The sequence below is a fragment of the Nostoc mirabile CHAB5784 genome (assembly GCF_020829645.1).
GTDB classification, from domain to species: domain Bacteria; phylum Cyanobacteriota; class Cyanobacteriia; order Cyanobacteriales; family Nostocaceae; genus Nostoc; species Nostoc mirabile.
In genome coordinates this window covers 1-20,198 of the sequence record NZ_JAIVFS010000046.1, presented here as the reverse complement: position 1 = coordinate 20,198, position 20,198 = coordinate 1, and the positions used below count along the sequence as shown (strand labels likewise).

Genomic DNA, 20,198 nt, shown 5'->3' with positions numbered 1-20,198 from the left:
TCAGAGCCAATAACTTCAGTTATGGAAAATATAGAAATGCTCCGCATCCTCAGTTCAAGCCCCAACCCAATGTATGGGGTATCAATTACGAATTACGAACTTGTACGCTCGCGTAGCCGAAGTATTAGTAATTACGAATTGGAGCGAAGCGACTTGACTGCCCTTATATGTCCTATCTAGTATAGATTTTAGAATTTAGCGCGACTTTTTGCCCTGTATTGACGAAGGAACAATCACTAAGGACAAGAGATCCCCCAACCCCCTTAAAAAGGGGGCTTTTAGTTCCCCCCTTTTTAAGGGGAGCCAGCGCGGTCTTGGGGTCTCCCCAAGTGGAGCGACTGGCGTGGGTTAGGGGGGATCAAGGTTTCAAGTTTTCACCGCGTAATTCCTATAAGGGCAAAAAAACAATGTAAACTATTTAAATTAAGTTAACAATTATTTACATTTTACCCAAAAATCATGCTCGCTGCAATTCTCTTTGACCTAGACGGCACTATTGTCAACACTGACCCTATACACTACCGAGCTTGGCGGGAAATGGTGTTAAATTACAGCATAGAAATTGACGAAACATTTTACAAATCTCGAATTAGTGGGCGGCTAAATCCAGAAATCGTTAAGGATATTCTGCCACAATTATCAACAGCAGAAGGGCTAAAATTTGCAGATGAAAAAGAGGCGCTTTTCCGCAAACTCGCCCCGCATCTAAAACCGTTGAGTGGATTTTCTGAACTACTAGCATGGACAGAGACACATCAGTTAAAGCGGGCATTAGTAACTAATGCCCCTAGATTAAATGCAGAATTTATGCTAGAGGTTTTGGGAATAAAAGAAGCTTTCCATACAGTTGTTTTAGCGGATGATTGTATTGCAGGTAAACCTGACCCTGCACCCTACCAAGTCGCCCTGAATAAGTTGGGGATTACAGCAGAGGAAGCGATCGCTTTAGAAGACTCTCCCTCTGGTATTCGTTCGGCGGTGAGCGCAGATATCCGCACTATTGGCATCGCCTCCACTCACAATCCCCAATTTTTACAAGAAGTCGGCGCATTTATGGCAATTCCAGATTTTACTGATTTACAGTTGTGGACATTGCTCAACTCACTCATTGAACCAGATTTGAGTGCGATCGCTTCTAACTTATAAGCGCAAAATCTTAGAACATCAAGAGTAGAGACGCGGATTTGTTAACCTGTCTCTACTTATTTTTCCGCAAGAATCGCGTAAATTTCCCGTTTAACTTGCTCTAGAAGCTCACGCACCCGATTTATACGCTCCATATTGCCACTGCGAGCAACCTGCACCACAACAGCAGCTAATTCTGTTGCAACATTCCGCAACTCAATAAACTCTTGGGGCTTACCTTTCACGAAACTTTTGAAGGTATCCCAAGGAGAGTCTGAAGTTTCTTGTTGGGCACGTTCTGCCAATAATTGTCTACCTTCATCGGTGATCGTGTAAATCCGCTTGCCACCTTCCTGTGCGCTCTTGAGATAACCACCTTCCTCCAGCAATTGGAGTGTTGGATACACTGAGCCAGGACTGAGGCGACGGAAACCACCATAGCGAGTTTCCGCATCTTTAATTAGGTCGTAACCATGACTAGGATGCTCGGATAACAATTCCAGCAGGATGAACTTGATATCACCCCGACGAGTCCGATATTCATCTCCCCAACCACGACCAAACATTTCATTGCCGAAGTGTTTGCCATGATCTCTACCATGATGCTTGCCATGCCCAAACCAAGACTTGACAAACAATGAATCGTCTTCGTTAACTCCTGCCCATGCAGGTGCGCCAAAACGTGACCGAAAGTGTCTAAACATAAATGAATCTCAAATCAACTTTCTCTACTCTACGATATATCGCAATCTATCGCGATATATCGGAATAGAATTTTGATGAAGATTTTTGAAGTAAGCAATGCCAACACCACAAGCCATGCCTGCGGCGGGCTGCGCCAACGCAAAGCTAGCCGAAACTGATGAAGGCTCAGGAACGTGAATTAAATAAAAATCAATTATTCAGTAGAAATGCGTATGCATATTTAAGTCTTCTGATTATATGAATAGTAGGATTAGCCCATACAGGAGAAGACAGTAATGCTCTTAAACCAAGCTCAAGTAGAGCAGCTAAAGGAAATAACTACACACTTGCGACAAGTAAGACAACAAAAATCTATATGCATAGAAGAAATAGCTGCAAGAACACTCATCAGAGCAGGTGTTTTGCAAGCTTTAGAAGAAGAACGATTTGAAGAATTGCCTGAACCTATTTTTGTTCAAGGATTCATCCGTCGCTATGGAGATGCTTTAGGAATGGATGGAAATGCTTTATCACATACTCTTATAAGTAATGTAGTCTGCCAAGACTCCAAGAATGATCGTAAGAATTCAGACAACAAATCAAATACGTATATACCTCTTGTTGTTACCTACATTCTCTTATTAGTCGCTGCATCTGCTGGTCTTTTATATACACTTAATCCACCACAAATTACATTTGAATCCCCGACTCCAGAAGTCAATAGTCAACAGTCAATGGTTAGTAATCGGGGAGTGGGGAGTGGGGAGTAGGGAGTGGGGAGATGAGGGAGATGAGGGAGCAGGGGGAGCAGGGGGAGCAGGGGAAGCAGGGGGAGAAAGAATAACTAATGCCCCATGCCCAATTCCCAATGCCCAATGCCCATTTTCAAGATATTTGCGGTTTACGCAGATGCCAACTAGTGGATTGCTCATAAGCGTAAGCTACTTGAAACAGTAGGTCTTCTCGCAGAACATTGCCAATTAGCTGTAATCCTATCGGTAGCCCCTGATCATCAAAACCACATGGCAAACTTAAACTAGGTAAACCAGCAAGATTCACAGGAATAGTCATCAAGTCAGTTAAATACATGCTCAAGGGGTCAGTAGTTTTTTCCCCTGCTTTGAATGCTGTAGTGGGAGATGTGGGACAAACTAACACATCAACCGCGCCAAAAGCCTTTTCAAAGTCTTGCTTAATTAGGGTGCGGACTTTTTGCGCTTTCAGGTAGTAAGCATCGTAATAGCCAGCCGAAAGTGCGTAAGTGCCGATCATAATCCGGCGTTTGACTTCTGTACCAAAACCAGTGGCACGGGTACGAGTGTACATCGATAGCAGATTATCGGCATCAGGGGCGCGGTAACCATATTTAACGCCATCGTAACGAGCTAGGTTTGCTGATGCTTCTGATGGGGCGATGATGTAGTAGGTGGGTAAGCCATAGCGAAAAGTGGGACAGGAAATTATATGAATTTCCGCTCCCAAACTTTGTAGTTGATCTACTGCTTTGGTAACAGCTTGTTCCACTACAGAGTCTAAACCTTCACCAAAAGTTTCTTTGATGATCCCAATTCTTAGCTGACCTCTGGGTTTGAAGTCTGGTTTTAAGCTAGCAGCATAGTTGGGAATGGCAACTTTGAGACTGGTAGAGTCTTTGGGATCATGACCTGCGATCGCACTTAATAATATTGCCGCATCTTCCACTGTGTTTCCAAACGGCCCAATTTGATCCAAAGACGAAGCGTAAGCCACCAAACCATAACGGGAAACCAAACCATAAGTCGGTTTCATTCCTACCACACCGCAAAAAGATGCAGGTTGCCGAATCGAACCGCCAGTATCAGAACCAAGAGCAACCACACATTCTTGAGCCGCCACCGCAGCAGCAGAACCCCCCGAAGAACCACCAGGAACTCGTGACAAATCCCAAGGATTAGCCGTGACTTGGTAGGCAGAGTTTTCTGTGGAACTACCCATCGCAAACTCATCCAAGTTGGTTTTGCCTACCATTACCGCGCCAGCATCTGCCAGTTTTTGCGTCGCTGTTGATTCATAAGGCGGCACGAAATTTTCCAAAATCCGGGAGGCGCAGGTGGTAGGAATTCCCTTAGTACATAAATTGTCCTTAATCCCAACAGGAATGCCTGCTAGCAGCCCAATTTCTTCTCCCGCAGCAATTTTGGCATCCACAGCACCCGCCTGCTCTAATGCCCGTTCTGCGGTCACATATAAAAAGCTGTGCAATTTCGGCTCTAACGCTTGAATGCGCTCTAAAGCTTCTTGGGTAATTTCAACGGCAGAACGTTCTTTCTTAACCAGCTGTTGGTGCAACTCGCGGATGGATGCCATGATTGCTCTCTTTATGACTCAAGTCATTGATTTTAGTACATATTGGCCGATATTGGGTATGGGGCATTGGGCATTAGTCATTAGTCATTTGTCATTTGTCATTTGTCAATAATCAATAAATAGTTCTTCTTCCTTGCTCCCTGCTCCCTGCCCCCTGCCCTCCACTCCCACTCACTTTACTTTCAATACAGACTTCCCTAAAGACTGGCAAATAACATCATTTTGCGGTGTATGGATACGGCTGCACAGAACGTCACGGTAGTGTCGCTCTAAAGGATTCTTTTTTAACAGACCAGGATTACCAGTCAGTTCTAAGGCAATCTCTACAGCACGAATCGAGTTAGTTGTGGTGAGGTATTTAACAGCTTGTGCGTGTAATCCTACGTTAGGCTCATACTCGCCCTGATCAATATCTTGAGCCAAGCTATAAATCAATCTATTGTTAGCAAACAGCAGTGCTTCTATCTCACCCACAGCAGTTTGAAAGCGTGGCAGAGTTGCCAGTGGCTCTTTGAGATTAGAAGGCGATCGCTCCCAAAGATATTTTACAAGCCAGTCTCGCGCACTAGTAGCAACACCTAGATATAAAGCACTCACTGTCAAACTGCCCCAAGTGGAAATCAGAGGATCAAAGGATGGCGCGGCAGATATGGGGCTAATATTCAAAGCATACTCTCTTGGGATTAATACATTCTCCAAAATGAGATCGTGGCTGCCTGTAGCTCTCATCCCCAGGTGATCCCAGGTTTCGACAATTTGCAAACCAGGCAGATCGCGCGGAACCAGAAAACTGCCAACTTGTGGTTCATTCTCAGTTGTCCGTGCCCAAACAATAAAGTAGCTGAGGATGGGACTACCCGTGGTGTATTGCTTGTGGCCTGTTAAACGCCAACCCTCTGTTGTCCACTCGGCAATTGTGGCAGGCAATCCGCCTCTAGCTGGCGTTCCTAACTCAGGTTCGACACGGGCAGCATTGAGCAGGGCAATACCTTCAATTGATTCACGACACAGCCGTTTATATACTTCTGGATGCCAGCGACGGCTACGGGCTGCATGGGCATGTTGGAGATAGTGCATTGTCAGTACTAGCGCCGTCGAAGCATCGCCACGCGCTATCCCTTCAATCACTCGGCAGATAGTTGGCAGCCCTAAACCCTGTCCACCTAATTCACGGGGAATGGTGAGGCTGAGTAATCCTGCCTCATGCAAAGCTGTAAAATTCTCGAAGGGAAAAGAACCATCTTTGTCATGTGCCCCTGCACGGGTGGCAAAGTCTTTGGCCAGAGCCTCAACCTGGTCGAATATATTATTGGGGAGAGTTTCTAAGCCTTTGGCTACAAAGGTGTCTGGCACTGCTTGCTCTAACTGTGACATAAATACTCCTTTAAAACTCACTTTACTACTGAATCCCATCCTGCGAAAAATTGATGTTCCTGCAAACTTGAGATGCTTTCATCGGAGTTAAGCGATCGCAACTACTTGTAGCCTAAACCCTACTTTCTTTTCTTTCTCAGCATCTGACCTCAAACTCAGGTCTTTTGGTGATTTTTTCAAATACTACTTAAAGTCGCTCGGATTTTAGTAATTAGTAAGTATGACACAAACAGCTTTCTAATAGCAAGCCAACCATCGGAATTTACGTTTGATTTTGACTTGGCTTGATTGGATCTATGCGTTGTTGATTGTTTGACAATCGTTCAAACATTTGTATTAAGGCTAACTGCATTTCTGGCGTAAATTCCAACGTGCCAGAACGCAGATGTAAATCTAACTGAGGGAAGGGGATTTCAATTTGTCTTTGCTGTAGTGATTCGTAGATATTGTAGTATAAATCACTTTTGAGCAAGAATTGTTTATTAGGTTCCGCAGTCCATACTAATAACTCAAAATTTAAGCTGTTGTCGCCAAACTCTTTAAATAATACTAGAGGAGAAGGAGCCTCCAATACATTAGGATGCTTAGAGGCTGCCTCTAACAGAGCAGCTTGCACGACTTTGGGATCTGAACTATAAGCAACGCCAACGGGGAGATGAAGGCGAGAAATCGGGTTGCGGTGGCTCCAGTTGATTACTTCTTTTTCCAAGAAGCGAGAGTTGGGTACAATGATTGAAACGTGGTCAAGAGTCCGAATCTCGGTACTTCTGCCACCTATTCGCTCGACAGTACCTGTATATTCCCCAACTTCGACAAAATCTCCAACCTGAATCGGACGCTCAAATACTAGTACTAAACCACTGCCAAAATTCTTAGCAATATCCTGTAAACCAAAGCCAATTCCAACGCTTAAAGCACTTGCTAAGATTGTCAAAGAGCTAATGTCAAGCCCCCAGATTTGTAGCAGTACCAGTGTACCAATAAAAATCAGACCATATTTGAAAAGTATTACAATCGCTTCTTGAGCGCCACGATTGATTCCAGTAAAAGATAGAATGCGAGAACGTAAAAAATTGGTTAAAGTTCCAGCAAAGATAACTAAGCCGAACAACAAACCAATCAAAATTATTAATTCAGTAAGAGAGTAAGGATTCTTGCCTAATGTCAGGATAGGTGAGGTGAAACTGGCGCTCAGGATATTTGAAATTTGGTAGCTCCATTGACGAGTGAAAGGAAAGAGATTAGTGATATAGAGAATCGCACTTATCCAAAGTGCGATACGCATACTTGCTAATAGTAATTTGAAAAATAATTCTAATACTTTAAGTGGTTCCGAATTAGATGTCTCATTGTTAGTAGTAGTTAAGCGAAGTGAAGCTATTCGGAAAAAATGATGCTTAATCCATCCTAATAGCCAACTGAATCCGGCAGTTATGAGTAAAATTGCTACTGCTAGAAAAGTTGTTTGTTGGAGATAGGTTTTAGTTCGCTCTAAGCGAGCTTGCTGTAACGCTTCTTCAATTTGCTGCCCCCAAATGGTTGCCTGCTCATCAACTGTGCTACCTGGAACACTATCTTGTTCTGTAACTGTTAACAGATAGCGGTCATTTAGCAAAATAGTAGGTAGCTGGTTGCGTTTTTCAATTTTAACTTGAATAGATTCAGAAGTTTGAATCGCATTTTTTAATTGTGAGTTGATTAGATTTGTCCGTTCTTGAGCGCTATACTGACCAGAATCGCTGATCTGAAAAAGCTGTTGCCCATCTAAAATAACCGGAGCTTTAGTTAATGCTTGAGCAACGACAGGAGTTAACCAGATAAATAAAACAAAAGTTAGTACTGCAATGAAAATATTGAAATATTTGGATGGCAGTTGCAAACGGTGAGAATAACGCATTAGAATTATAACAAGATAATTTTAGTCGAGCTAATTAATATTAACTAGATTTTGTCACAATCAATTTTTTACCATAAAATAAAAGTAATAGAAAGAATTTAATTTAGAGTTACAGAACTGTTAACTAGCGACAAGCCAAGGAAGCATTTATGCATTTTTGCAGTGCTACAGACAAGCGCAGGCATCGCTCTTGATGCATTTGTAATTGTTGCGATCGCTCCACAGTCAAGTAATCCAGATTCCGCTTCCTTGGGGATGTCTGCGCCTACGCCCTTCCCCGGTAGCAGGATTTGTGACTTTCCCTCTCCTGGGATTTCAGAGAAAATATAAAAGGTATAATTACTCCTGCGTCTTCCGAGGGAAGCCAGTCAGTTGAAATATTTGTAATAATTTCCAGTAATTGCTGTTACATAATTTTATTCATTAAATTTTAATACCCTTGTACCGCAAGGCGGAAGTCAAAAATCACGCATTCACGCATTCAAAAGTTTTGTATCTCAAGGCTTTTGCAAGTTTTAAAATGGTAGCTTGATTTACGTCGCGCTGTACTAACTGAATATAACCACTTGATTAAAGGAGAGTTTTTTATGTCAGTCCAAGACTTGGAAGAATTTTTTCACACACAATTAGTCAAACACGGTGTAAATTACAACTTGGCTGCAAAAGCAGCTAAAATATTGGCTTCTGGCAAACCTGATGAGCTATTAACAGCAGAAGAAAAGCATTTGGCTACAGAAGTTTGTCAGCAGTGGTCGAAACAGCGTCAACGTCTAGAGCGACTCAATTCTCATTTATAGAAGTGAATAAGGATATTTGGTAAAAATTGTTAGTTTAGTTATATATCCCAAGGAGAAATTAGCCCTGAGAAGCCCACACTCACCGTCGATAGGAGTGTGTGGAGTATGTCACTTTAAGAGATGGTAAATTATCAAAAATATGTAGAAGTTTGACACATTCTTTTAACTTTGTCTAAATGCGATCGCTCCGATCATTTCACATATAGCGGTTCCCATTCAGATGGGGTACAATATTACATCACGAGGTGTAGGGGCACGGCAGTGCCCATAGGTGTCAACTTAACGTGAAACCCTTGTCAAGACGTGATATTGAGTTCATTCACTTACCATCACGATCCGCATTACCCCACCCCGGCTTTGCTGACGCAAAACCTCCCCTCCCCGATGCTTTGGGGAGGGGATTGAGGGGTGGGGTAGAACGGTTGTGGGACATAGGTTTGAGCTTAAGTTGACACCAATGGGCAGTGCCGTGCCCCTACGGGTGTACCTCACGTAAACGACAACCGCTATATTTCTAAAGGTTATAAATTGCGCCATTCTCAGCTAACCACTGTTTGCGCTCAAGATAATCTGGTATAATATTCTCCACCCTATGCCAAAATGCAGTGCTGTGATGCGGTTCAATTAGATGCACTAGTTCATGAACTGCCAAATACTCAATCATTGCTCGTGGTAGCATAGCTACCCGCCAGTGAAAATATAAATCCCCTTTGTGTCCGCAAGAACCCCAACGATTCCCTAACTCACGTACTTGTACTGAACGAGGCGAAGTAGTAACTCGTTTAATCAGTGTGGCAATTTGTTGTTCTACAATTAGCTGAAGGTGTTCCCGATACCACTTAATAAAGTGTTCTCGACCTTGAGCTTGTGCTGGGTGCTGTAACTCAAAGCGGCTTTGATATAGTCTCAGAGATGGCTGTTGTTGAACTCCATCCACTACTTTGAGGCGATAGCTGCGTCCTAGATAATAAAAACCTTCACCTGATACGTATTCTTTAACGCTAGCTGGTGGATTTAATGACTCTTTTTTTAAAAGTTTACTGTAAATCCAGTAACGTTTCTCGCTGACAATTCTTTCTAATGTTTCTATTGGTACTTTTGGGGGAGAAACTAAGACTAATTTCCCATCACGTTCGACGGTAATACCTACGGTGCGGCGTTTGGAACTGTGGCGAATTTCAAAACTCAGGTCGCCAAAGGTTATGCTTGTCATGCCATTAAATTATCACGATTTCTCCTAGCTACTTGGACTAATTTATCCGCAACTTCTTCGAGTTGCTTGTAACTCACTAAATCATGATCATCCAAGTAGCCGGCTATCCACCTTCTTAAATCCTCTTGGACTATTTGGCTACCCCAATTTACCCGTCGTATTTCTTGGCGGATATGTTCGACAATTTCCACAGTTGCTTGAGCAAGTTCGGGGAGTTGTTTTTGGGAATATTCATCTAAAATGTTGAGAAATGGCATTTGAGTTTTGGGATCTAATCCAGTTTCATCTGTAGTACGGCCAGTTTGGATTTGTTCTATATATTTCCGCAAAGCCTCAACTTTTGCTTCCCAGTTATCAGCTAAAGATTCCAGAATTTCTGTGAGTTTTTCACTTAAATTTTTATAATAAACGGGGTCTTCTTCATAATTTACGCTGATATGGTGACGGGCAGCGAATTCCATTTCTGCGGCTTGTGCTTTAATCGAGCGATGGCGCTGGACATGGGTTTTAAAATCCAGTGACATGATATCAATCGGTGGCACTTTTGGGTCAATACCTTGCGATTCAATATATTGGTCTATTAATGCTCTAACTTTCTCTTTGGCGCTAACTATATTAAGTTTTTCATCTCTGTAGAGGTCAGCAACAGCTTTTTTAATAAAGCCTAGTTTTTTGGCATCTCGAACAAAATTATCGGGCTGACGTGCTTCTGAACGCGGCAATATTGTATCGAGAGTGTTGATAAAGTCTTTTAAACAGTCGTTAAATTCAACTCTGAGGCGTTCATCTTTGAGCAAGTCTACACAAGCATCTACATCATCAATTGTGCAGTTGTTTTGAGTGAATAAAGCAATAACTCGCTGGTGTCTGTCGCGCAACTTTGGCAATTCTGCACGAATATCAAACCAGGCAGATTCTGTATCAAGATTCTCGTAAACTGAGAGTGCAGCAGCGATATCAACGCCGTAATAATCGACCACTAACCCTTCTGTTTTTTTATCATCATACACTCGGTTAACACGAGCGATCGCTTGCAGCAATTCGTATTCTTTTAGCGACCTGTCTAAATATAAAACTTGTTCTAACGGTGCATCAAAACCTGTAAGCAGCATATTTTTTACAATTAAAATCGCTAAACTATCTTGGTCTAAAGGCTTTTTAAATTTCTCAATATTAATTTCTTGTTGACTTTTATCTGTCCACTTTTTCCAGCTAGTGTCATCTCCCTTATCACCAGAGATAATAGTAGCAAATTCTAGTTTGCGTATCGTTTCAAGATGTGGGAGTGCTTGAGCAAAAAAACGAGTTTCCGCATCAAGCGATTCTAAAGCCTCCGTATTGAGACTTTGCAAAATGAGGGCGCGGTGTTTTAGCTGCTGTACTATTTCCCGTTGTGCTTCCACAAATGCCTCTTGGTAACGGACGGCGGCGAGACGGGTAGAGGCGACTACTTGCGCCTTAAAGCCTCCTACTAAAATGCGCTCAATATAATGACGCAGCATACTTTTAGCTTTGGCTTTAATTAATTCCCGTGCTTCGCCAACTTGGGTTTTAGTCGCGTATTTAGCTTTAATTTGCGCCCGTTCTTCTGGGGTTTTATCAGCAAAGATAATTTCAAAAAGTTGGTCGAGGTCATCACCTTGGGTTACAGTACCTCTAGCTTCTAATCCTTCGTAGACAATGGGCAAAGTGACTTTATCTGCTTGGGATTGGCGGATATTGTATTCGTCGATAAATGAACCAAAAATTTGCAGCGTGGTTTTTTTGGCAGCTTTGACAATGGGTGTACCAGTAAAGCCGATACGGACACAGTTAGGTAAGGCTTCTAATAAGTTGGTGTGGAGGGTTTTGGCGTGAGAACGGTGTGCTTCGTCAATTAGCACTAAGATATTTTCCGAAGGATTGAGGTTTTTCGGAATTGGTTCAATTTCTGCTTCTTCATCAGAATCTTCGCCACCTTTAAATTTCTGAATCATTCCGAAGACTAAGCCAGCACCTGGTTGTTGCAAGTATTGTTCTAGCTTTTTGACGTTTTTAGCCTTTTGTAATGGTTCCCCGGTGAGGATGGCGGTATCTGCAAGTTGTTTTTCTAAGTCGCGGCGGTCGGTGACAACAACAATTTTAAAGCGGCGTAATTCTGGGATGGTGCGAATTTTCCGAATTAGGTAAACCATTGTCAGGCTTTTACCTGAACCTTGGGTATGCCAGATAATGCCACCGCGTTGGTCATCTGTGCCATGTTGGGCGCGGGTTTGATTGTGCTGAAGTCGTTGCAGTGCTTTATAAACTGCCCGATATTGCTGGTAACGGGGGACAATTTTGATGGTGCGTCCGCCACTGGTTTTAAATAGAGTGAAATTATGCAGGATGTCGATTAGATTAGCTGGTTTCAACATCCCGGTGATGAGGGTTTGGCGAAAATTTGACCTCTCCCCCAACCCCTCCCCTCGCAGGGGAGGGGAGTCATTTTCCCCCATTCCCTTGTAGGGAAGGGGGGTTAGGGGGGTTAGGTCAGTTTTCCAATCGACATAATGTTCATAATTTGCGCCGATGGTTCCGGCTGTTGCCCGTCCTCTAGACGCTGCTATCATTAGCAGATTGTAGTGGAATAATTTTTCTGCGCCTTCTGGTTGACTGCTACCCCGTTGGTTGGAATATTTCAATAAGTCTTGAATTGCTTCAGTTATCGGGTTATCTAGATTAGGACTTTTACATTCAATCACTACTAGAGGAATGCCGTTAATAAGTAGTACCATGTCTGGGACGATAAACCCCCGATTACCAGTTGCCCAAGGCGGGTTTACTCGGTATTGATTGATGGCGATAAAATTGTTGCGATCGCCATGTTCAGGATTAAATTCAATAAAATGAACGGTGTGCTGTTTGCCGTCTTGTCCTAAAACAGTAGTGCCTTTGAGTAACAATTCTGTAGCGGCTTGGTTAGCTTCCATTAATCTATTTGCGCCCAGGCGTTCTAACTGACTGACTGCGGCTTGCACTTGTATATCATCAAGCCAGGGATTGCCGTTGTCATCTAGGTTGATGCGTTTGATAGCGGCTTTGAGGCGTTCAGTCAGTAAAACTTGCTTAAAGTTTTCCCGTTCCGTAATTGCGGGATTGTCCCAACTACCTTGTATATATTGCCATCCCATACTCGTAAGTTGTTGAATGATGGGCAGTTCTACATGAATATACTCAGGTGTTGGTTGCGGCATAGAGGCAGTATTTGGGGTAAATTACAGCAATAGAGGGCGATATATCCAAATCAAGAGTAACCGCACAGTTATAAATTTGAGGCGATCGCTGTAATAAAACTTACTTTTGCCTGGTAAATCAGTTTTATGGTTAACGCATCGGCGTGTTATGCCATTGCATCGGCTTGTTATGCCATTGCATCGACTTGTTATGCCATTAGACCTCTTGCATAAATCAAAAATAAAGAACCCCACCCCGCATTTGCTCACGCAAACGCTCCCCTCCCCGCTTGCGGGGAGGGGTTAGGGGTGGGGTGTATTAGGGACTTTTGCAAGAGGTCTATTGTATCGGCGTGTTATGCCATTGCATCGGCTTGCTTATCTGACTTTTCACGGTATCTGGAAAACCTCTCTCTAAATCTCTCTCCTCTTAGGCTACGGTGTACACACAAGTCCATTCGTTCAGAACACAAGTCCATTCGTTCAGAACACAAGTCCATTCGTTCAGAACACAAGTCCATTCGTTCAGAACACAAGTCCATTCGTTCAGAACACAAGTCCGTTCGTTCAGAACACAAGTCCATTCGTTCAGAACACAAGTCCATTCGTTCAGAACACAAGTCCATTCGTTCAGAACACAAGTCCATTCGTTCAGAACACAAGTCCATTCGTTCAGAACACAAGTCTTTTTTGAGCCTTTGAGGGAATGAAACAGCTTTGCTTTTCGAGAGGGGTTGGGGGTGGGGTAAAACCTTGGTTAATCAGCTATTTCAGACTTGTGTGTACACCGTAGCCTCTTAGGAGAGAGACTTTGAATTTTCCCCCTTCCCGCCACGGGTTGGGGGTTAGGGCTATTTCATTCTATACATAAACCGCCCAGAACTAAAGTTCTTTGGCTTTTAGCTAAAGTCCGTTAAAACGGACTAGAACCTTTTCTCAGTCATCTTTAGATGACTTTCGCTATTAGACTGGTGAATTCATTCTGAGGCGGGCTTTTCGGAGAATGAAATAGCCCTGGGTTAGGGGGTTAGGTGAATCGTTAGCTTTTCCACATAACGTGAAAAGTCAGGCTTGCTTATGGCTCATAATACTATTACTGAATATATTTATCGTAAATTAAAGGGTTTAAGACCCCAACCATTACATGTAGCATCCATTTCAGTCGGGGTTTAAATCCCCGTCTGAAATGTCTAAAATGTTTGAATTTTGAATACTTCGACGCCGCTCAGTACAAGTTTTGAATTTTGAATTGTTAATTGATGCCGGGGTGAGTGGGTGAGTCAGTTATCTGATGAGGAGATTTATCAGGAAGTCGGTAAAATAGTCGCAAAATTTAACCTGTATAAATGTGACGAATGTGCTACTGCTGTGATGCAATGGTTACAAGAAAATGGTATTGAGGGAAAAATTATTTTTATTAGGACAACAAAGCGTAAGGAGTATTATATTTTGAGTAAGGAGAGCATCCCAAATGTGTAAGTTATATCAAACCCATGTTATGAATTGTCATTGCGAACGCAACGTAGTGGAGTGAAGCAATCCCATCTCTTGCGATTGCTTCACTACGCTACCGCTTCATTCGCAATGACAAACATATTCTTGCAAAATTGGGATGCTCCCTGAGTAAGCGCTTGGAACGTCGCGGGATAAATGAGTCAATTACACTTAATGGTAAACACTACGGTGTAGAAGTTCGTGGGCGAGTATTTGATAATCTCTCAACAGATGGATTGACGAGAGAAGATTGGATGGATGATTTTAGCTGTCCAAGTGAACAATTTATCATTCAAGAATTGCCGCAGTTATAAAATAGTTTTATAGGTTGAAATGGGGGTTTGATATGGGCGGACTGTATGAAGTTTTGCAAAAAATTAAAACGAAGCCGGGGATGTATATTGGTAAGGCTTCGGTGAGTGATTTATTTCATTTTATTGTTGGATATGAATTTGCTAGGGGAGAGTTAGATATTGAACCCACCGCATGGGAGAATGATTTCCATGAAAATTTCCAACCTTGGGTGCAGAAAAAATATCATGTCTCAACTTCTAACTCTTGGGCAAAGATAATTATGCTTCACTGTGGGAGTGAACAAGAGGGTTTAAATAGTTTCTATCGGTTGTTAGATGAGTTTCAAAATCGAGATAAAAGTTTAGAACCTCAACGGAAGGTAACTGCTAGTTATGAGGTTACTAATAAAAGTTGATGTCTAACGCGATTTATTCTTGGAACCCCTCTCCAAACCTCTCCCCGAAACGGAGAGAGGCTTTGATTCTTGCTCCCCAACACTCGCAGGGAAGGGGCTGGGGGTTAGGTTTGAAAGAAAGTCCCACACGGCGCTATCTAGATATTTTTCACCCGCACTTTGCCAGTTAATAAGTCTTGCATCAGTCCGTATTTTTGGAGTTTGAGCTTGTTAAGGTAAGCTTCTTCTGTGCGAATGCGATTGTCGTATGAATTTAATAAACAGGTAATACTGTTTTGTTCATCTAAATCTTCAGGTAAAAGTACCAAAAATTTTTTAATAATATCTTGGCTGATGTTCTTCATGCCTGCACTACTACCAGTAGCATTACTTTCAATTTGTGAACGAATATAAGGCATTTGTAAAACATAAAATATAAATTCTACTTCTGCCCTATTTAAATCAATATTTAAACGTAAGGTTTTGTCACAAAGTAAAAGTCTAGATGGAGAATTTCTTACCAAACAAGTTAACCCTACCAATTCATAGGTGTTTGACCTTGTTATAAGCAAATCACCGTCTTTTACTTCATAATTTTGGTTAATAAAAAGTCGATTAATTATTACTTTATTTTCTTCAGCCTTGAATCCATTAGGATTTACTGCACTGATTTTTAAAACACCCCATTCTTTGCCTGAAGCTGGTATATCAGGACAATTAGGGCTTTTTCCTGCATCAATACTGGTGAGAACTTGACCTAAATATTTAACCTCCCACTCCTTCGGAATCATCCCCAGCGCCGAATCTTTGAACTGTTCAGGATGCGCTTGTGAATCTCTCAATTTGCTATCGTTATCTAACCCGCGTGTGAGCAAGTCTTGCAGTAGTCCGGCTTTGGTTTGTTTAAGTTTTATAATAAGGGAAGATGTGCGTGCGATCGCTTCATCCATAGTATCCAAAATCTCAGCAATACGTCGCTGTTCAGGTAAATTAGGAAATCGAAACAAAATTTTGCGAAATACTGATTGTTTAATTCCTAATACTGTTGAACCTGTTGATTTTTGTTCTAATCGTCGGCGAGACTCAGACCAATTCAGTAACCAAAATAAATAATCAGCATCAAGTGCTTCAGGGCTAGCACGAAGTGTAAGGAGACGTTGAGCTAAAGCAATTTTATAACTGGGAACTCTTGCAACATTTCCTAAAGGAGCTTCAGTTGTAAACAGAACATCTTCAGCTTTTGCAAATCCGCGTCTCATCCAGATGTCATAATTTTTTTTATCAATATATTCACGCGGTTCTGGATCTAAATACCCATCACGAACATTTTTTGCAGTAACTAAAGGAACGCCGGAATTAGTTTTCTCTGGAGTTTTACCTCGGTAATCAATAATTTGTTGAAGTTTATTCTCTATGGCACATACTTCCCAATCCGTCGGAATCTTCCCAACAGGCGAATCCTTAAACTCCTGATTCTTAACCAAAACCTCACGCATACCCCAACCCCTGCAAAAGCTCATTTAACCAGCTTTCAGGGTAGCTTTTCAAAACCAGCCTGAATAAAATGCTTGTCAAAACTTAAAGCTGTACGGATTCCCAACTGTTTCATTACCACAAACGAAACACAATCAGTTAGTGAATAAGACTTATCATCATACTGCTGGAATAATCGCCACCCCTCAAAAAACAGCACTTCATCAACATGAATAAACTGAACTGATGGACTACTTAGCAAGCGATTACCAACTTCAACAGCTTTAGCATGACGATTTCGACTATTAAAAAAAGTGACTATCTCATCAAAAATATAAGATGTAGTTACCAGTCGAGGTAATTCCTGAATAAAAACTTGCCAATGTTTTAATGTTACATCGTGATTAATATCATCAGATGTTTCTAAGGCAATGATATAACTCGTATCTAAAAAAACAGTAGTCATTGACCAGAACCGTAAATATAAGTATCAGCCTGTTCTGAAGCATTAGGAACACCACAAGATACAGGGTTCATTCCCATCTCCAAAATTGGATCGCTTTTAATAGTTGTTATTACTACAATTAAATTATTTTCCTTGCGAATTTCTACCTCTTTAACTCCCTCTAGAAACTCTTTAGGAATCACTACACCTTGTTCGGTAACTTTAACTTTCATCAGCTATTAATCCTATCAATACTATATATCAAGCATATCCCATAACTGAAAAGCTTCCCATTCAGCAGTTGCAAATTCGGCTTCCATTTGCAACACATCCTTTTGGTAATCCGCATCATTAACCATTTCTGCTAATTGTGCATCAATTTCTGCCCGCTTTATTGCTTCTAGTTCCCGACGCAAAGCCTTAGCAATAAAATCATTACGACTTTTAGCTTTTCCTTGTTGAATAGCTTTATCAGTCGCTGCTAATAGTTCGGATGGTATTGCTACATCGTCAAGAATAACTAGGTTTTCCATACAAAATAATTTGCCCAATTTTCCAGCCTACCTTTATAGTGACACGACTTAAACATACCCCAACCCCTGCAAAAACTCATTCAACTTCTTCGCTGCCGCATCCCGTTCCGTCTCAATATCCTGCAACGTCACCCGATACTTATCCCACCAATTCTCTACCGTCGCAATCACCTGCTGACGATGTGCCGTAACATATCGCTCTAATTCAGCAATTAACCCATCTTTGAAAATCGCTAAGACTAACTCCTGACAATCTTCATCAGTCAACGCAGCCCGCGCAGCTGACAAACGGTTCACCAATTCATCCTTTAACGTCTTTAATTTTGCCTTTGCTTCCTTCAACTGCTGAACAATTTCCTTATAAGGTTCTAGTTGGGCTTCTATTTCGGCAATTTCCGCTTCATTCTCTTCAATAAAAACCTCAAGTTCAGCAATTTTATCCTTATTAAATAAAGATGCCTTCTTTAAAATCTTGAGTTCCTTCTTCGGCTCTTTAATCAAATTTTTTATATACTTAAGGTCTGCCTCTAAATCCTTGACAATATTAACCGCTTCTGATTCTTCACCTTCTTCAACATCCACCTCAGCTTCCTCTCCCTGCTCAAAAGCTGACTTTTGCTGTTCTAATTCTGCAATCTTCGCCTCAGCCTCAGCAATATCTTGTAAATAATCCGGCATCAACCGCCCGACTAACTTATGATTTAGAGGGTCAAATTTTGTCTGCTTTTTCTTCTCCTCATCATCTTGCTCTAAAGCATCTTTAATCGTATCTACCCAACTATCAACTAAACCACCAAAACCTGACTCTGATAAAGTTCTCAGTTCATACCTCTGTTCATTCCACCAACTAGCAACCACACCCGCCACTTTAAAGCGGTCAAGTAATCCCACAGGTTCCAAGCTATCCACAAAAGAACTAAAAAACTCAGCGCGGAGTTCCATCACCTTTTTAGTTTTAGGCAAGTCACCCAAACTAGTCGAGTGTACTTGCCACCAAGCAGCAAACACATTATAAAGTTTGCCTTCTTGCTGCTGAACACCAGCATCAGATTCTATAAAAGTTTTAATTTGAGAACGTTCTGTGATTGTAGAAATAAAATCAAGGTAATCATTCATCTATGTAAAAATCTGCTGTAAATTTAAAACAAAACCAGGGAGAACATCTTCACCCGATAAACTTGTGGGAGATTGTAAAACTTCTGGTGCAAGATTTGGGCGATAAATGATTACTTCTTTATCTTTAGGATTAATTAACCAACCCAGTTGTAAGCCATTTGCTAAGTATTCCGCCATTTTGGTTTTAGTATCTTCCACATCATCAGTTTCAGAAACTAATTCCACTGCAAAATCAGGACACAAAGGGATAAATTTCTTTCTTTGTTCTGGGGTAAGAGCATCCCATCTTTCTATCCTTACCCAAGAAGCATCAGGTGAACGAGTTGCCCCATTTGGCAGTTTAAACCCAGTAGAAGAATCAAAAGCTTTTCCCAAATTATTTTGATTGCTCCAAAACCATATCTGACCTAATAAATCAAAATTACGGTTTCCCGTTTCTCCACCAGTAGGTGACATGATAATTAATTCCCCTTCAGCAGTTAACTCTAGTCGTAATTCTTTATTCACAGCTACAATTTGTGCAAATTCCTCATCAGTAAATTGCAGATTAGGAGGTAATTGTAAGGTTACAGTCATAATTAAGCACCATCAAAATTAAATATTGACCTCTCTCCTTTTAGGAGAGAGGCTTTGAATTTTCCCCCTTCCCTATAAGGGAAGGGGGCTAGGGGGTTAGGTCTTTCTTCCCACAAAAATCCTAGTTGCATCAAACCCATGCGCTGCTAATAGCGAAGATTTGGCCTCTACCTCTACTTTAGGAATTCCCCCCAACAAATGCGCCCGTACATCGTGCGGTTCTGGTGGTGGCGCATTGTCAGCATAGCGGCGGATATTGCAGTTGTAATCGTTATCTCTTAATTCTTCTTTAGTTACTACTGCTGAATATCCAGGTAAAGACAGAAAATTTTCAAACACCCAGGAAATCTTTTCAATATGCTCAGGACGCAAATAATTTTGAGCGCGACCTGCATAATATTCAGCATCAGCATTAATAAACAAAACTTTTCCCTGGCGTTCAACAGGTTTCGCCCCTTGTGGACACATCACCAAAATACAGGCGGGGATACCTGTGCCATAAAACAAATTGGGTGGTAAGCCAATCACCACCTCTAATTGATCATTTTTAATAAAACTCTCCCGAATTTTCTTTTCTTCTCCGCCGCGAAACAGTACCCCATGCGGCATTACCGTCGCCATCATCCCATCAGTTTTGAGAACAGCTAACATGTGCTGGGCAAACATCAAATCTGCTTTTTTACCCGTCTCAGGACAATAACCATGCGTAAAGCGTCCAGAAAATTGCATTCCCTGGCGGCTATAGTTTTGAGAAAAAGGCGGATTACTGATTACTCTGTCAAAGCGGATTAGTTCACCGTCAGCAATATGCAAAGGATTAAACAGAGTATCGTCATTATGTATATCTGCATCTCTAATGCCGTGCAGCAGCATATTAATTTTGCAAATTGCCCATACGCCACCGTTGTTATCCTGACCGTATAGTGCTAAATTTCTGGCATCACGACCACATTCTTCTACATATTGCTTGGACTGAATTAACATTCCCCCAGAACCACAACAGGGATCATAAACTGACATCCCAGGTTGAGGTTTTAACAGACGCACCATCAGTTGCACTACTTCACGCGGCGTATAAAACTCGCCCCCTTTTTTCCCGGCTGAATCTGCAAACTCTTTAACGCTCTTTTATTACTCTCATGAGAGTATAATTAATTACTAACAGTTTAACTTAGCAAGGGTATTTAATTGGGTTCAAGAACGGCTACCTCCACGATCACCGTGGTAGATCAGTACTGCGATG

General features: G+C 41.8%; 20 protein-coding genes and 1 pseudogene. 7 read left to right on the top strand and 14 right to left on the bottom strand.

The annotated features are described in order from the left end of the window. The first annotated feature begins 459 nt into the window (after nt 1-459). On the top strand, nt 460-1,146 hold the full coding sequence (locus LC653_RS25130) for an HAD family hydrolase (RefSeq protein WP_229497436.1): 687 nt from the start codon (nt 460-462) through the stop codon (nt 1,144-1,146). A gap of 56 nt (nt 1,147-1,202) precedes the next feature. On the opposite strand, the gene LC653_RS25125 is transcribed toward LC653_RS25130, so the two are convergent. Beyond that, a complete protein-coding gene (locus LC653_RS25125; RefSeq protein WP_229497435.1) occupies nt 1,203-1,829 on the bottom strand; it encodes a PadR family transcriptional regulator in 627 nt (208 codons plus the stop codon). A 276-nt stretch (nt 1,830-2,105) separates the two neighbouring features. On the opposite strand from LC653_RS25125, the gene LC653_RS25120 reads away from it, so the two are divergent. Then, nucleotides 2,106-2,579, top strand: a complete 474-nt coding sequence (locus tag LC653_RS25120) for a helix-turn-helix domain-containing protein (RefSeq protein WP_229497434.1) — start codon at nt 2,106-2,108, stop codon at nt 2,577-2,579. Between the two features lie 115 nt (nt 2,580-2,694). Here LC653_RS25120 and gatA read toward each other — a convergent pair whose 3' ends face one another. The 3 genes from gatA to LC653_RS25105 form a co-directional block, all read right to left on the bottom strand. Continuing rightward, a complete protein-coding gene (gene gatA, locus LC653_RS25115; RefSeq protein WP_229497433.1) occupies nt 2,695-4,155 on the bottom strand; it encodes an Asp-tRNA(Asn)/Glu-tRNA(Gln) amidotransferase subunit GatA in 1,461 nt (486 codons plus the stop codon). 171 nt (nt 4,156-4,326) lie between these two features. Next, on the bottom strand, nt 4,327-5,529 hold the full coding sequence (locus tag LC653_RS25110) for an acyl-CoA dehydrogenase family protein (protein ID WP_229497432.1): 1,203 nt from the start codon (nt 5,527-5,529) through the stop codon (nt 4,327-4,329). 262 nt (nt 5,530-5,791) lie between these two features. Beyond that, nucleotides 5,792-7,426 (bottom strand): mechanosensitive ion channel family protein, encoded by a 1,635-nt coding sequence (locus LC653_RS25105; protein ID WP_229497431.1) that lies wholly within the window; start codon nt 7,424-7,426, stop codon nt 5,792-5,794. 162 nt (nt 7,427-7,588) lie between these two features. Here LC653_RS25105 and LC653_RS25100 point away from each other — a divergent pair, with 162 nt between their 5' ends. Both LC653_RS25100 and LC653_RS25095 read left to right on the top strand, forming a co-directional pair. After that, complete coding sequence (locus LC653_RS25100) at nt 7,589-7,756, top strand: hypothetical protein (protein ID WP_229497430.1); 168 nt, start codon at nt 7,589-7,591, stop codon at nt 7,754-7,756. A 257-nt stretch (nt 7,757-8,013) separates the two neighbouring features. After that, the gene (locus LC653_RS25095) at nt 8,014-8,223 is read left to right on the top strand and encodes a hypothetical protein (RefSeq protein WP_229497429.1); all 210 of its coding nucleotides are present in this window, start codon (nt 8,014-8,016) and stop codon (nt 8,221-8,223) included. A gap of 514 nt (nt 8,224-8,737) precedes the next feature. On the opposite strand, the gene LC653_RS25090 is transcribed toward LC653_RS25095, so the two are convergent. From LC653_RS25090 to LC653_RS25080, 3 genes are all read right to left on the bottom strand, one after another. Then, nucleotides 8,738-9,436, bottom strand: coding sequence for a M48 family metallopeptidase (locus LC653_RS25090; protein ID WP_229497428.1), 699 nt, complete (start codon nt 9,434-9,436; stop codon nt 8,738-8,740). Beyond that, entirely contained in the window at nt 9,433-12,651 is a 3,219-nt protein-coding gene (locus LC653_RS25085) for a type I restriction endonuclease subunit R (RefSeq protein ID WP_229497427.1), read from the bottom strand. Before LC653_RS25085 ends, LC653_RS25090 begins: the two co-directional genes overlap by 4 nt. Nucleotides 12,652-12,986: 335 nt before the next feature. Further along, on the bottom strand, nt 12,987-13,313 hold the full coding sequence (locus tag LC653_RS25080) for a hypothetical protein (protein ID WP_229497426.1): 327 nt from the start codon (nt 13,311-13,313) through the stop codon (nt 12,987-12,989). Between the two features lie 592 nt (nt 13,314-13,905). On the opposite strand from LC653_RS25080, the gene LC653_RS25075 reads away from it, so the two are divergent. The 3 genes from LC653_RS25075 (at nt 13,906) to LC653_RS25065 (ending at nt 14,833) form a co-directional block, all read left to right on the top strand. Further along, a complete protein-coding gene (locus LC653_RS25075; protein ID WP_229497425.1) occupies nt 13,906-14,109 on the top strand; it encodes a papain fold toxin domain-containing protein in 204 nt (67 codons plus the stop codon). 152 nt (nt 14,110-14,261) lie between these two features. Continuing rightward, nucleotides 14,262-14,438, top strand: coding sequence for a papain fold toxin domain-containing protein (locus LC653_RS25070; RefSeq protein WP_229497424.1), 177 nt, complete (start codon nt 14,262-14,264; stop codon nt 14,436-14,438). Nucleotides 14,439-14,470: 32 nt separating this feature from the next. Beyond that, complete coding sequence (locus LC653_RS25065; RefSeq protein ID WP_229497423.1) at nt 14,471-14,833, top strand: hypothetical protein; 363 nt, start codon at nt 14,471-14,473, stop codon at nt 14,831-14,833. Nucleotides 14,834-14,970: 137 nt separating this feature from the next. Here the strand turns inward: LC653_RS25065 and LC653_RS25060 are convergent, their stop codons facing one another. The 7 genes and pseudogenes from LC653_RS25060 to LC653_RS25030 form a co-directional block, all read right to left on the bottom strand. Then, entirely contained in the window at nt 14,971-16,308 is a 1,338-nt protein-coding gene (locus LC653_RS25060; protein WP_229497422.1) for a restriction endonuclease subunit S, read from the bottom strand. Nucleotides 16,309-16,343: 35 nt separating this feature from the next. Continuing rightward, the gene (locus LC653_RS25055) at nt 16,344-16,751 is read right to left on the bottom strand and encodes a type II toxin-antitoxin system VapC family toxin (RefSeq protein WP_229497421.1); all 408 of its coding nucleotides are present in this window, start codon (nt 16,749-16,751) and stop codon (nt 16,344-16,346) included. Continuing rightward, nucleotides 16,748-16,963: an AbrB/MazE/SpoVT family DNA-binding domain-containing protein gene (locus LC653_RS25050; protein ID WP_229497420.1), complete on the bottom strand. Its 216-nt coding sequence runs from the start codon at nt 16,961-16,963 to the stop codon at nt 16,748-16,750. The genes LC653_RS25055 and LC653_RS25050 overlap by 4 nt, the downstream gene beginning before the upstream one ends. Nucleotides 16,964-16,984: 21 nt before the next feature. After that, nucleotides 16,985-17,263 (bottom strand): ribbon-helix-helix domain-containing protein, encoded by a 279-nt coding sequence (locus LC653_RS25045; RefSeq protein WP_229497419.1) that lies wholly within the window; start codon nt 17,261-17,263, stop codon nt 16,985-16,987. Between the two features lie 48 nt (nt 17,264-17,311). Continuing rightward, on the bottom strand, nt 17,312-18,379 hold the full coding sequence (locus tag LC653_RS25040; RefSeq protein WP_229497418.1) for a GumC domain-containing protein: 1,068 nt from the start codon (nt 18,377-18,379) through the stop codon (nt 17,312-17,314). Further along, nucleotides 18,380-18,958 (bottom strand): Uma2 family endonuclease, encoded by a 579-nt coding sequence (locus LC653_RS25035; RefSeq protein ID WP_229497467.1) that lies wholly within the window; start codon nt 18,956-18,958, stop codon nt 18,380-18,382. A 93-nt stretch (nt 18,959-19,051) separates the two neighbouring features. Further along, nucleotides 19,052-20,062, bottom strand: a pseudogene (locus LC653_RS25030) (N-6 DNA methylase); the annotation flags it as partial. Nucleotides 20,063-20,198: the final 136 nt, after the last annotated feature.

Coding starts and splice junctions, on each gene's coding strand:
- LC653_RS25060 (WP_229497422.1), bottom strand. CDS start 16,308: ATGCGTGAGGTTTTGGTTAAGAATCAGGAGTTTAAGGATTCGCCTGTT.
- LC653_RS25040 (WP_229497418.1), bottom strand. CDS start 18,379: ATGAATGATTACCTTGATTTTATTTCTACAATCACAGAACGTTCTCAA.
- LC653_RS25125 (WP_229497435.1), bottom strand. CDS start 1,829: ATGTTTAGACACTTTCGGTCACGTTTTGGCGCACCTGCATGGGCAGGA.
- LC653_RS25110 (WP_229497432.1), bottom strand. CDS start 5,529: ATGTCACAGTTAGAGCAAGCAGTGCCAGACACCTTTGTAGCCAAAGGC.
- LC653_RS25130 (WP_229497436.1), top strand. CDS start 460: ATGCTCGCTGCAATTCTCTTTGACCTAGACGGCACTATTGTCAACACT.
- LC653_RS25120 (WP_229497434.1), top strand. CDS start 2,106: ATGCTCTTAAACCAAGCTCAAGTAGAGCAGCTAAAGGAAATAACTACA.
- LC653_RS25050 (WP_229497420.1), bottom strand. CDS start 16,963: ATGAAAGTTAAAGTTACCGAACAAGGTGTAGTGATTCCTAAAGAGTTT.
- LC653_RS25065 (WP_229497423.1), top strand. CDS start 14,471: ATGGGCGGACTGTATGAAGTTTTGCAAAAAATTAAAACGAAGCCGGGG.
- gatA (WP_229497433.1), bottom strand. CDS start 4,155: ATGGCATCCATCCGCGAGTTGCACCAACAGCTGGTTAAGAAAGAACGT.
- LC653_RS25045 (WP_229497419.1), bottom strand. CDS start 17,263: ATGGAAAACCTAGTTATTCTTGACGATGTAGCAATACCATCCGAACTA.
- LC653_RS25055 (WP_229497421.1), bottom strand. CDS start 16,751: ATGACTACTGTTTTTTTAGATACGAGTTATATCATTGCCTTAGAAACA.
- LC653_RS25085 (WP_229497427.1), bottom strand. CDS start 12,651: ATGCCGCAACCAACACCTGAGTATATTCATGTAGAACTGCCCATCATT.
- LC653_RS25090 (WP_229497428.1), bottom strand. CDS start 9,436: ATGACAAGCATAACCTTTGGCGACCTGAGTTTTGAAATTCGCCACAGT.
- LC653_RS25095 (WP_229497429.1), top strand. CDS start 8,014: ATGTCAGTCCAAGACTTGGAAGAATTTTTTCACACACAATTAGTCAAA.
- LC653_RS25105 (WP_229497431.1), bottom strand. CDS start 7,426: ATGCGTTATTCTCACCGTTTGCAACTGCCATCCAAATATTTCAATATT.